This window comes from Halalkalibacter sp. APA_J-10(15), assembly GCF_023017105.1.
Classification (GTDB): domain Bacteria; phylum Bacillota; class Bacilli; order Bacillales; family Bacillaceae_D; genus Halalkalibacter.
Window position 1 is genome coordinate 34,181 of record NZ_JALKEV010000014.1, and the last position, 13,606, is coordinate 47,786.

Annotated in this window: 8 protein-coding genes; 5 read left to right on the forward strand and 3 right to left on the reverse strand. The window is 37.9% G+C overall.

Translation table 11 applies throughout. The features are described from left to right. Positions 1 to 84 precede the first annotated feature (84 nt). The gene (locus tag MW695_RS15985) at positions 85 to 1,569 is read right to left on the reverse strand and encodes a response regulator (RefSeq protein ID WP_247106355.1); all 1,485 of its coding nucleotides are present in this window, start codon (positions 1,567 to 1,569) and stop codon (positions 85 to 87) included. A 3-nt stretch (positions 1,570 to 1,572) separates the two neighbouring features. Next, on the reverse strand, positions 1,573 to 3,300 hold the full coding sequence (locus tag MW695_RS15990; RefSeq protein ID WP_247106357.1) for a sensor histidine kinase: 1,728 nt from the start codon (positions 3,298 to 3,300) through the stop codon (positions 1,573 to 1,575). A 357-nt stretch (positions 3,301 to 3,657) separates the two neighbouring features. On the opposite strand from MW695_RS15990, the gene MW695_RS15995 reads away from it, so the two are divergent. From MW695_RS15995 to MW695_RS16015, 5 genes are all read left to right on the forward strand, one after another. Beyond that, complete coding sequence (locus MW695_RS15995; protein WP_247106358.1) at positions 3,658 to 4,974, forward strand: ABC transporter substrate-binding protein; 1,317 nt, start codon at positions 3,658 to 3,660, stop codon at positions 4,972 to 4,974. 266 nt (positions 4,975 to 5,240) lie between these two features. Then, positions 5,241 to 6,122 carry a carbohydrate ABC transporter permease gene (locus MW695_RS16000; protein WP_247106359.1) on the forward strand — a complete coding sequence of 294 codons (882 nt, stop codon included), beginning with the start codon at positions 5,241 to 5,243 and terminating at the stop codon, positions 6,120 to 6,122. 40 nt (positions 6,123 to 6,162) lie between these two features. Then, a complete protein-coding gene (locus tag MW695_RS22540; protein WP_247106361.1) occupies positions 6,163 to 7,014 on the forward strand; it encodes a carbohydrate ABC transporter permease in 852 nt (283 codons plus the stop codon). A gap of 29 nt (positions 7,015 to 7,043) precedes the next feature. Next, the gene (locus tag MW695_RS16010; protein ID WP_247106363.1) at positions 7,044 to 8,612 is read left to right on the forward strand and encodes an alpha-L-rhamnosidase-related protein; all 1,569 of its coding nucleotides are present in this window, start codon (positions 7,044 to 7,046) and stop codon (positions 8,610 to 8,612) included. 366 nt (positions 8,613 to 8,978) lie between these two features. Further along, a complete protein-coding gene (locus MW695_RS16015) occupies positions 8,979 to 13,130 on the forward strand; it encodes a glycoside hydrolase family 3 C-terminal domain-containing protein (RefSeq protein ID WP_247106364.1) in 4,152 nt (1,383 codons plus the stop codon). Positions 13,131 to 13,279: 149 nt separating this feature from the next. Here the strand turns inward: MW695_RS16015 and MW695_RS16020 are convergent, their stop codons facing one another. After that, positions 13,280 to 13,600 (reverse strand): antibiotic biosynthesis monooxygenase family protein, encoded by a 321-nt coding sequence (locus tag MW695_RS16020; RefSeq protein ID WP_247106366.1) that lies wholly within the window; start codon positions 13,598 to 13,600, stop codon positions 13,280 to 13,282. Positions 13,601 to 13,606 lie beyond the last annotated feature (6 nt).

Consider the following 13,606-nt stretch of genomic DNA (forward strand, 5'->3'; position numbering starts at 1 on the left):
CATGTTCAAATCAAATGATCAAAAAAGAGCATTGAAAGTCAATTATGACTTTTTCAATGCTCTTATCCTTGGTGGTGTGACTTTTTATTCGCTTTCTTTATATTTCCCTGGAGAAATACCAGTATGCTTTTTGAAAACGGATGAGAAATGTCTTGGTGTATGATAACCTACTCTTGCGCTCACATCGGCAACCGTTTCACCTTGTATAAGCATCTCCTTTGCTCGTTCGATACGGTGTTTGGTCACGTATTTAATATACGATTCTCCTGTTTCCTCTTTAAATAAAAAACTAAAATAAGTTGGATTCATGTCAACTAATTCGGCAACTTGCTGCAAAGTTAAATCTTTGTCGAAGTGCTGTTTAATATGAGCGATGGCAGTGTCGATAGCACTGTGACGGGTTTGCTTTTTCATTTTTTGAGCTTGTGCAATTAATTCATGAAATTGGCTAGTTAACCACGTAATTAATTCATCCATACTTTCAAAACGTTGTATTTCTACATGAGGCAAATGCAGGTTGGCTGTCGACAGCTCTCCTAGCATTGCTTTCGTTTCGTCGATAATATAGTAGTATAATTTAATGAACGCGCCTTTTGATACGTCTGGGTCAAGAATAGCTGAATGATGAGTGTTGAAATAATCGTTAAGCTCTTGAAGGAAAATATCAAATTGCTCGCGTCGAAAACAATCAATGAGTTTCTTTTCCTGTTTAGAAAAGTCAGCAGGAAGTGTATCATATTGACCAATGTCCTCTGATCGAATAAAACCCGTTTCTTTAAAATAACGACCGTGTTTGAGTGCCTTAACGGCTTGTACATAACTTATTGATAGTTCACTTGGAGTCGGGGCAACACTTCCACAACCGACAGTCAAACCAATCGATTCAGCCCAGGAAAAGAGCGAGTCCCAAAGCTTAGCATTCATTTCTCTGTATAGAAAAACAACAAGTATTTGTCTTGTCCCTTCTGTTAAGATGAGATATTTGCAATGATCATCCTCGAGAAAGGGTTGACTGCTCCCATCGTATGCTAGTACGAGCATTCCTATTACGTCTTCTATCGAAAAAGGTAGTAAGCGCGTCCAGTTATTGGTAGCTGGCCGTTGTCCATGAAGAAGGTCAAGTGTTTGCTTTTTTAGTCTTTCCTCATGTGTTTCGAGCTGCTCGACCTTTAATTGTTTCAACTCTCTTTGTTCGTTATATCGTTTCATCGTGCGGGTGATCGCATCTTCAATTTTCTCGATCGTTACTGGCTTTTCGATATAATCAATAACCCCGAGCTTGATCGCTTGCTTTAAATATGTAAATTCGGTAAATCCACTAAAAACAATACAAATAACCGTTGGAAATTGCTCTGTAATTTTCTCTATTAATCGAAGTCCGTCCATTCCAGGCATCCTAATGTCAGTGAAAACAATATCTGGCTGTGTCGCTTGGATGAGAGACAGAGCTTCTATGCCATCATGTGCCATCCCAATAAGCTCGATGTTGTATTTTTCCCAATCAATCATTTTTTTTAATCCTTGTAAAACAATATATTCATCATCACATACGACTGCTTTTAACATCATTCATTACTCCTTTTCGTTTGGAATATTAATGGCGATTTTTGTACCTTGATTGACTTCACTAGTAATGGTCAAAGACGCATTTTTTCCATAAAATAACTGGAGTCGTTCACGTACGTTATTAAGTCCATACCCTTTTTCTGTTTCCTCTAGGTTAGCGATACCGACACCGTTATCCTCAACAATGAGCTCAATATGAGTAGGGAGCTTTTTCCCTCTTACTGTAATCATTCCGGGTCCTTGTTTTGGTTCTAGTCCGTGATAAATTGCGTTTTCAACGAGTGGCTGTAGAGTAAGCTTTAATATTTCTAATTCACAAAGCTCATGATCAACATCATCAATATAAGTAAAGCGGTCATCAAAGCGTAAATTTTGAATTGTCATATAATGCTTAATATGCTCAAGCTCTTGCCTTAATGGAATTAAATCGCGACCATTATTTAAAACAAGGCGAAAGCTTTCTGAAAGAGCAACGGAAATTTTTGCAATTTTGTCATGATTCTCTAAAACAGCCATCCAATAAATTGAATCAAGTGTGTTATAGAGAAAATGTGGCTTAATTTGAGTTTGTAACGCACGTAATTCACTTTCTCGTTCCTTCAGCTGTGAGTGGATTAATTGTTCATTTAATTGCTCATTTTCTGTCGTAATTCGATCAAAGGACTCCCCAATTATTTCAAAGTCATCATTGCTCTCCTTTTTAATGATTTCAGTTGAGGATTGCTTTGTCCACTCATTAATTTTTTGACGAACTTGCTGGATTGGTTGAATGAAGCGTGAGGAATAGAGCAAAGAAATGAGAAATACCGTTAAACTCAAGGACGATGCTATTGCAATTGTAATGAGTCCAATTTGGTTTGATTCTCTTAATAATTTTCTTTCCTCAATCATTTGAGCGAACGTCCAACCGGTTGTTCGGTTTTGATAGCTTGTCATAATATATCCATCATTACGTAAATGGTTAAACGTTTTCGTTAGATCATCATCAAATTCTATGTCGCTAAGGTAATCACTAGGATCATAGACCGTTCGGGTTTCTTCACCGGTCGAATCAATGACTAAAAAGCCCCCATATTTTTGGTTGTTAATGGCCCCTTCAAATAGAGTTTTTTTCACATTGACTATCAGAAAACCAAGTGGCTCAAGACTAAAATCTTCAGGATCGAGTAAGAACTTAATGGATGAAAATACATCTTGACGGTTTGATAAAACATCATGATTTAAAAATAATTCGTATCCACGTGCTTCGATAGCCTCTTGATACCAGCTCTGGTCTAAAGGGTTTTGCCCATAAAATGTTTCACCTGGAGAACGTCCATAACAAATTGTCCTAAAATGGATGTCCATTATACATACGGAATCAATGTATTGTTGGTCGATTAGAATGTCAGAAAGAATATTTCGTAAGCGTAAATAAGTTTGTGTTCCGAGAGTCGTTGATTGGTTTTCTGTTAAACCGCTTTCAATTAGTTCTCTTCGTAGTCCTTCGTTTGAAAGAATCCTTCTTTCAAGGTTAATAATATTTTGAAATAATAAATCGGCCGTTGAACTTGCTGTACTTAAATGTTGTTCGTTACTTTGAATATGGTTGTTTAATAAAGCATTTTTCGATAGCTCATAGGAAATAATACCTAATACAGAAATTGGAGCAATTGATAAAACGATAAATGCTGTTAGCAGACGTGTTCTCATTTTTTTAAAGTGTATTTTTTTGAGAAATGCTCGTACATTCATGCTGGATCCTTCCTTTTTGTATAGACGTAATCTTTTATGAATTATGAGCTAGTCTACTATAGAAAGGGATTGAATCACAATCTTTTTATTTGATTCAAAGAACATATTCAATAAATAATGATAGAGGAAGTGCTGATGTTGTAAGCTTTATATCATATTCAGAATGTATAGCCTTCATAGTAGTCTAATCAAGGAAGATGAAAGAGGATTTAGAGAGAGTCTCCTTTTTTAGGTTGCCTAAAAAAATAAGACATTAATCATAATTTTGTAGCACTTAAGAAATAGATTGTAACTGCTTACAATAAAAGTGTGGCAGTGAGATCCACATAAATTATAAAACGAGTAGGGGGAAATATGATGAAAATGAAAAAGCTTGGTTTAGGTTTTATGGTAGTAGTTGTATTCGTTTTCATTGCAGCTTGTGGAGGCAATGATTCGAATGATGGAAACGATGGTGATACAAATGAAAACGGTTCAATAGACGCAGTAGGGGATCGGACCTTTCAATTGTTAACAGAGAATCATGATACAGAACGAGATACGCAAGTGATTCGTGAATTGTTTGACGAATATCGTGAGGGGCAGGACGCTCAGCTTGAATTAGAAGTATCCGTCCTTGAGCAAACGGAAATTATTCAACGTATTCAATTATTAACATCAAGTAATGACTTACCTGAGCTATTTAAATATGAATCAGGTGTACCGTTACATGATTTAATTGATCAAGATTATGTTCAAAATGTTGAGGAAGCGTTTACTAATATCGGAATTTATGATCAATTGAACACTGGTGTAGTAGAGCTATTAAACCGTCTTAGTGGAGATCGTGGATTGTATGCGATTCCAGTTGAATTAAACATCGAAGGTTTTTGGTTCAACCAAGAAATTTTTGACGAGCATGGCTTAGAAATACCGGCTACATGGGATGAGTTAATGGAGATTAGTGATGTATTGCTAGAAAATGGTGTTCAGCCATTTGCAGTTGCAGGTCAAGAAAGATGGCCAATTACTCGTCTTATTAATGGTTATGTTATTCGTACGTATGGTGTTGATGCGATGGATCGAGTGGCTAATGGAGAATTAGATATTACCGATGATGGTTTTGTTGAAGCGGCTGAAGTCGTTCAAGAAATGAGTGATCGTGGTTACTTCGGCCAAGGTGTGAACACAATTGACTATGATACAGCTTCTGATATTTTCTTACAAGGAAATGCGGCCATGTATTATATGGGAAGCTGGGCTCTTGGACAGTTTAACAATGAAGATGTGAACTTAATTGGAACAGATAACATTGGGTTCTTCAATATTCCACTTGTTGAAGGTGGAGTAGGAACGTTAGATGAATATTCGATGAACTCAGGTATGACTATTTCGATTGCAAAAGACAAATATGATGAGCAAGTAGCTGATTGGTTAGAATATACATTCGCTAATTTTGGTGATCGTGCGTTGGCAAACCATGGAATGATTACTGGATTCAATGTTGAGGAAATGCCAGCAGATGTTGAACCATTAACGCAAATGGTGCTTGAAATTATTGAAGAAATTGAGGATGGCGCACTTTGGTTTGAGGCAAATATGGACACGAGAACGAAGGATGCCGCTGAGCAAAATGCTCAATTGTTAATAAATGGTGATATGTCAGCACAAGATTACATGGAAGCACTTCAATAAATAGACTGTTTGTATAAATTACAATGAAACCTTGATTGTTTACAGCCTACTATGAACGTACGGTACATAGTAGGCTGTAAAAATAAACTAATAGAGGCAATTCAACTTGTAGTAAACGGAGCCATCTTAACATTTTTTAAAAGCCTTTTAATAGCTGGAGGTCACTACAAAAAGAAAAAGCGAATCTTTTTGCAGTGACCTTGAGTTAATGGTTGTACGTTATAACCTTAATGAATTTATCAACTTTCAGACAAGGACGTGAGTCTATGAATACGGTTTTACGAGATCGCAAAGCGATATTGGCTTTTGTTGGTCCTGCACTATTAATCTATTTAGTTGTTTTATTTGTTCCGATTGCTTGGTCAATTGGTTATTCCTTTTTTGAAGGTTCACCGATTAGAGGGTTTGAGTTCGTAGGAATCACAAATTATGTAGAAATCTTTCGTGATCAAACATTTTGGAACAGCTTATGGTTAAGCGTTCGCTATGCTTTTTTTGTTACATCTGGCCAAATTGTATTTGGATTACTGTTTGGATTGATTTTTGTTTTTTATATTAAGCGTTTTTCATCTTTATTTCGTACGCTTATTTTTTTTCCGATGATTATTCCGGCTGTAGCGGTTGCACAGCTTTTCACGAAGCTGTTCGAAATTGCCCCGCAATTTGGGCTAGTGAATAGTATTTTCGATGCGTTACATTTAGACATGCTCGTACAGGCTTGGTTAGGACAAGGGGAAACGGCTTTTTGGGTCATAGTTCTCATGGATATTTGGAGAGCGGTTGGCTTCTACGCTGTTATCTTCTATGCGGGCTTAATTGATGTACCCGAAGACGTACTAGAAGCAGCAAAGCTCGATGGTGCATCAGGCTTTACACTTATCGGAAAAGTCGTTCTGCCATTAATTCGACCTATTTTAATTTCAGGGATTATTTTTAGTTTAAATGGTACATTGAAAGTGTTCGAAAGTGTCGTTGCCTTGACCAATGGAGGCCCAGGGAATAGTACCCAAATGCTTACGTTGTACATGTACAATACAGCTTTTAGCTACAATCAATATGGCTATGGAAGTACGATTGCTGTATTCCTTCTACTGTTCTGTTTAGGAGTGACGCTGTTAGTGTATCGACTAGCACGTAAGGATGTATAAGAAGGTCAGTCATAAAATGTGTTAAGTGGAGGGATTCATAGTGAGTAAGAAAAATGGAAATGTGAAGGCACTTTTTAGTTCTTATACGATGAAAATACTTCTTTTTATCGTAGTGATAATACAGATATATCCAATTGCTTGGTTGTTAATGTCCTCAGTGAAAGGGCCAACGGAATTCAATTTAAATCCAATGTATGCTTTGCCAGAAACATTGCATATTCAAAACTATATTGATGCATGGACAGTTGGAAATATGGGAACCTATTTTCAAAATAGTATTCTCGTCACATTTCCTGCGTTAGCGTTTATCATTTTGTTAGGGGCATCAACAGCATTTGCGATTGAAAAGATGAAATGGAAGCTAAGTAGCACAGTCATGTTATTGTTTTTGGCAGGAATAATGGTTCCCGTTCAAATCGTCATCCTACCATTGTTTTCGATCTACTTTAATGTGGGGCTATTAAATACACATTGGTCGTTAATTATTACGTATATTGCCTTTGGATTACCGTTAACGATCTTTCTGTTTACAGGCTTTTTTAAATCGATTCCAAATGAATTGATTGAGGCGGCGGTCGTCGATGGCGCCACGATCTATCAAGTCTTTTTCAAAATTGCGACACCTATGCTCATGAACGCGATTGTAACGGTTGCGCTTGTTCAATTTTTTTTCGTTTGGAATGATTTAATTTTCGCGATGACATTTATTAACGATTCTGAACTTAGAACGATTCAAACTGGTTTACTTGCTTTTACGGGTCAGTATGGTTCAAGACAGTGGGGACCGACATTTGCATCGATTTCACTTGCGGTTATCCCGATTTTGTTCATTTATTTGTTCCTAAACCAGAAGATTATGAAGGGTCTAACTAGTGGAGCGGTGAAAGGCTAATAACGAATGGATTGAAGGAGGTAAATAAATTGAATATTCAAAAGGTAGAGCAACAGACAGTTGTGTTTAATGATGCTTTTGCAAAAAAGGCAAATTCTCTTATACCGACTATTTATAAAGAGAGAATAAGACCGAAACAAATCGTGGAGATAGTGGAAGATTCGAAAGTGATCCATGGCTGGCGTACAGAACAAGTTAGAGAGGTGTCGGATTTACAAGAAATAGAGTTTGGAAAAGGAGATTCTGTCATCGTTGATTTTGGTGATCATGAGGTTGGTTATGTCACACTTAAATTGAAATCAGCTGGCAGCCCACCAGATGCTCCTCTTCATGTGAAGCTAACCTTTGGTGAAATGCCTGTTGAAGTAGCAGAGCCCTTTTCATCCTATGATGGCTGGTTAAGTAGCTCATGGTTACAGGAGGAAAGTGTATATGTCGATGTTCTTCCACACATTCTTGCATTAACGAGGCGATATAGCTTCCGATATGTAAAAATTGATATCATTGATACATCACCGAAGTACCGTGTTATTATTGACGATACGTATTGCGATGCTGTTAGTTCTGCACAGTTATCCGATGTTTACAGTTATACCCATGAAGATTCGGTGTTGGCGGAAATTGATCAAGTGAGTATAAAGACATTGAAGGATTGTATGCAGGAGATATTTGAAGATGGACCGAAGCGAGATCGACGTCTTTGGCTAGGAGATCTACGCTTGCAGGCGTTAGCGAATTATAATACCTTTGCAACCAATGACCTCGTTAAACGATGCTTATATTTATTTGCAGCTGTACCGAATGATAAAGGACAAGTAGCTGCTAATGTTTTTATTCAGCCATCATTAATAGCAGATGATACGTATTTATATGATTATTCGCTTTTCTTTACGACAACACTACATGATTATTATGAAGAGACGAAAGACGAAGAGACGTTAAAGGAGCTATGGCCAACTGCTTACCGTCAGTTAGAATTAGGGTTAGCAAGATTAGATGAACGCCACATTGTTCAAGACGATGAAACGTGGTGGTCGTTTATCGATTGGAATGACAAATTGAACAAACAAGCACCTTCTCAAGCAGTTTTAATCTATGCTTTACGGAAAGGAATTGCTTTGGCTCAAATAGTTGGAGCATGTGAACTAGCCTTTTTAGAAAAACAATTAGCTGATGTTGAAAAAGCGACAAAAGCTCATTTATGGGATGAAACGAAGCAATTTTTTGTTAGTGGAAAGAATAAGCAAGTCTCATGGGCAGCCCAAGTGTGGATGGTTTTGGCTGGAGTATTGAAGCAAGATGAAGGTAGAGCATTAATGGAGCGTGTCATTACCGAAAAGCCACCTGTAACGATGAACACTCCCTATATGTACCATCATTTCGTTGAAGCGTTATTAAAAGTCGGAATGAATACAGAAGCGATCAAGACATTAAAAGCGTATTGGGGCGGTATGTTAGAAGATGGGGCAGATACGTTTTGGGAGCTGTATAATCCTAATGATAAAACGTTCTCACCATATGGTAGTCATTTGATTAATAGCTACTGTCATGCGTGGAGTTGCACGCCAACTTATTTAATAAGAAAATATGAACTATAATTGGTAATCTCCTAAAGGATAAAAGTCTTTTAGGGGATTCTTAACTTTGTAGAAAAGGTTGTTCAAAAAGATCTGGTTTTAAGGTAAAGTTTGATTTTAACTTTTTTGGTGTTTTTTGAATATGCGTTAGAAAATCTATTTATTGTAAAAACAAAAAAAATCAGACATCAATATTGAAAATGAAGCGGTTACAAGTATTAGTGAAAGCGTTTACTATTTTAAGTGAGATCATACATAGGCTTCACAGAGAAAAAGAAAAGGAGTGATTCATTTATATAGAAGAAAACATCAAAGAATAACAGCTTGTGTATTCTCTGAAATGTTGTTAGTCGATAAGATTCTATGACTAAAAAAGGGGAGAAATTCATGCAACGAGCAAAGAAACGGATGAGGAATGGTGTCATTTTACTACTGGTCATAGCATTAGTGACGTTTGACTTTGGAACAGCTGCTCATGCTGTTACGAGCGAGGAGGGAGGCGTTACGTTTAAAACGCAAGACGGTGGTGTTTTTGACGGGATGCCACTATTTGATGGGAATCCAGATCATCTAGATGAGTTTGTAGATGCTTATTTTGATTATACGGGTCTTGAAGGACCGGCTGTCTATGCAACAGGCTCTCGAAATCATTATACATTACAGCGTGGTGAAAATGCTGGAAATGTTATTCCTGGTGCATTATCAGCTGCTGATAATGTTCAAGGCGTCTCAACGGACTTCCCCGCACTTGTTTCGATGGGACAAACATGGAATAAGGATTTATTAGCTGATATCGGGCAGGTTATTGGTAATGAAAAGATTAGTACTCTTAAGGTTGAACAAGGAAAGTCAAATATTCATGGTGGAGAGGAAGCTTCTCCGACAGTAGCCTTTACCGTCGTGAGTGATATGACGATTAATCCTTTAAGTGGCCGCTTTGATGAAGGGTTTTCTGAAGATGCTTATATGGCAGCCGCGATGGTCGATCATATGGCTGCTGGTCTTGGTGGAACGGACTTATCTGAAAGTGACGATGGCTTTTGGATGCGAGCAGCAGTAGGGACTAAGCACTTCTCAGTGTACAATGCGCAATGGTTTCGACAAACTGCTAATAATAGTGCGAGCGCACGGTCTATATTCGAATATCAAACACGTAGTCCTTTGAAAGCGCTTAGCTCAGGTGCGATTTCAGGTGCAATGACTTCATTCGGAAGAACGAACGGTATTCCGAATATACTGTCTCCTTATCAAATCCATGCGAACAGTTATGCAAAATATGGGATGTATAGCTCACCAGATTTCAATGGAGATGCTCATATATTTGGAGAAGGGTCAATGGGGAATGGATATGATACGAAATATGCAATTGATCGCAAACATGGGAACGCTCTCATTATATTAGCCCAAGCTAATGCAGGTCGACCTGGTCCTAGTGTTGAAGCTGGTTTGGAAGATGTTCTTGCTCTTGTTGATGCTGTTGAAGAAGGGTTATATGGACTTACAGAAGAGGATTTAATTGAAGCTGCGCGATCGCATATGAATCAGCTTGTTCGTGTAGGCGTTTTTAATGAAGTAGATGAGAACGGAATTCCAAAATATTATCCATTTGCTTCTGATGCTAAGGATGTTTCAGATTCAATCTCTGATTATCATGATTCCTATCATCAAGAAGTTGCTTTGAAAGCCGCACGAGAAAGTATTGTATTATTGAAAAATGACGGTGTTCTGCCACTAAGTAAAGAGGACAACGCAGCTGTTTCTGGAGTTTATGCAGATGCTAGGTTTAAAACGACATATTCTGTAAATCATACTCCGGAAATTGAACATTCTGGTCAATCCCCATTGCTATCTATTATAAATAGAATAGGTAGAGATCAAGTATCTTTTGAGACTGGAGCACCTATTATAAGCTTCACTTCGGCTTTAAATGGACAGAACGTTATGGTTGATGAGAATATAGAAGACCTTTCTGAAGGCGGAGGGCTTATTACAAAAGAAGAACTAGATGAAGATGGAGATGCTCATTTATTTGAATTATATGATTGGGGACAGGATGGGTACAGTTTACAGTCATTAGTTAATGGACGTTGGGTGACGTCTCCAAATGAGAGTGGACAAGCTGTAGAAAATACAGATGGAACACTTCTTAATTTAACTAATAATGACTGGGATTTAGCTGAGATGGATGGGGACACGAGTGTCATTCCACCTAGGTTACGTCTTGAAGAAAATGATGATCAAACTTTCTCAATGATTGCAAATGGTTATCGTACAGGATTTGGGGGAGATTTCACAAATTGGTATTATGCAAATGGACGTTTTGTTACAACATCTGATGATCAAACTCTAGTTGCATCTGAAACATTAGGTCATACTGAAAACGCTACAAATCGAGGAGATAACGTTAAGTTTGAAAAAACAATTGTACAAGAAACGGGAGAAAAAGCAGTCGATCGTGCAACAGAAGATGATTATGCGATTGTCTTCATAGGAGCGATTCCGCGCCATAGTGCGGGAGAAGGTTATGATCGCTCAACTCTTAATATGGGGCACGTAGATTATGAGTTAGTTGAAAAAGTGTCTGCAGCATTTGCTGATGAAGGGAAAGAAACGATTGTTGTTGTGAATTCAAGCTTCCCTGTTAATATGGATGAGATTCAGAATAATCCAAATGTATCAGCAATTGTCTATCAGCCTTATGGAGGGCAATATGATGCCTATGCTCTAGCGGATGTTTTGTACGGTGATTACGCTCCGACTGGACGATTGGCCTCTACTTGGTATAAGGATATGTCTTCTTTTCCAGAGTTAAACCAATATTCAATACCTGAAGGGAATACGACCGATTCATTAAGTACAATTGATCCACGGTATTCGATTGATATGACAAATGCTGATCCGATTGAATCAAAGCTAACATATATGTATACGGATGCTCCTTTAACATATGAGTTTGGCTATGGTCTCTCATACAGTGAGTTTGAATATAGTAACTTTGCTGTTCCTTCTCAAGTGAGTGGGGAAGAGCCATTCGATGTAACGGTAAATGTTCGAAATACAGGTGATGTGAAAACGTCAGAGGTGATTCAGCTTTACATTAAAAATAATGAGTCAGCTTATGGTGACTATGCACCTCAAAAGCAGCTTGTCGCTTTTGAAAAAGTTGAAGTAACTCCTGGTGAGACAGCACAAGTGACGTTAACGATAGATCCTAAAGATTTTGCTATTTGGGATGTGAATATTGGCGACTTTATTGTGGAAAAAGGCTCATATACATTAATGGTTGGTCAGTCCTCAGAAAGCATAAAAGACTCTCAAACTGTACAAGTTGAAGGAGACTCAGTAGCCACTCTAGGTGCAGATCATTTTAACGTATTTGATCATTCTTTTGCTGCACACGAAGTTATTTACCATGAAGTATCAAAAGATCGTACAGCTAAGCATTTAAAGGAGAATAAAGTCGTAGGTAGCTATCATGCTGTACGGTCTAAACAGGAAGGGTCTTGGGTGGCGATTCCAAACGTTGATTTGGCACAAATTGAAGAAGTGACAGCAAGTGTTGCTTCGAATGTAAATAGTGGTTCCATAACGTTACATGCGGGTTCGCAAAACGGTGAGGAAATTGCGAGAATGGATGTACCAATGACAGATCCTGTATCTTATACAGCTGAAAATACGGAAGTTGAGGTCGTGGAGTTAGGATATGTCGATGTCACATCGGATGTTTCTGAAAGTATATCAGGTATACATGACCTGTATGTCGTGTTTCATGAAGCAGATCTAAGGATCGACTCATTATCTTGGATTTACTCTCATGACAACGGAGATAAGCCTGGAAATGGGGACAAGCCGGATGAAGGGGATAAGCCTGGAGATGGAGACAAACCAGACGACGAAGATAGTCCTGGAGATGATGAAAAGGATTTAGAATTAAAAATAGGTCAAAAAACCAGTGTTGTGGCTGGGGAGACGTATACAGTTGAAGGCAGTAAAGTCACACTTACAATGTCAGTTGATTTACCAACTGGTACGATGTTAACGATTTTAGAAAAAGACGTAGAAGAGACAAACTATGAAGGATTAGCTCTTGTAGGAGATATTTTCTCATTTATCTTTGAATTTGAAGAGGGCGCCACTGAGACTACGGAGCACTACACACTAACAATGGGCTATGAAGAGAGCACCGATAGTGAAGAAGTAGCGATTTATTATTACGACGAAGAGGATGAACAGTGGCAGAAGCGTGGAGGAGACGTAGATAAGACTAATCAGGTCCTCGCATTGTCTGTTCCTCACTTCTCATCCTATGGTGTTTTCATTGAGTTAGAAGATACTCAAAGCTCTGGTGGTGAAGAAGAGGAAGTAGAAGATAGTGAAAAAGATACGCCCCCTCCTAAACAGGGAGATGATGACACATCAGGTTCATTGCCAAGTACATTTTCAAGTCTGTATAACTATTTATTAGCAGGTATGCTATTACTTGTAATAGGATTAGTAGTTGTTGTTTGGCAAAGAAGAAAAAGGTTAATAGAAAAATAAAGGAGAACGATTAAACACCTTTGAGAGTCATTTCTCAAAGGTGTTTTTTACGTTGTTTTGTCTTAAAATAGCTTTTAAATTCAGACGGTCTGTATATGAATCCGTTTGATTGTACATAAGTGGAAGCAGCTACATTTAAGGTAGCGGGATTAACTAGAGGAAGTCTTTACGGCTTTGATTTCATATTTATTAACTTCAACATTCAGTATATATTCTGGTTTTGGTTGATCTTTTTTTGCTTTATGGCCAGCAATATGAGCATCGCTCTTTTCCCAGTTTTTCCAAGCTTCTTCCGATTGCCAATGAACGAGGACCATCACTTCTTCCTCGCCGCGTCTTATTTTCTTGACCATGACTTTAAGGTCAATGAAGCCTTCTTGTTGTTCAATTATTCCTGGTTTTCTAAATTGCTCAACGATCGTTTGAGAGTGTCCTTCTGCTATCGTTAATTTTCGAACTTGTACAAACATATGTAT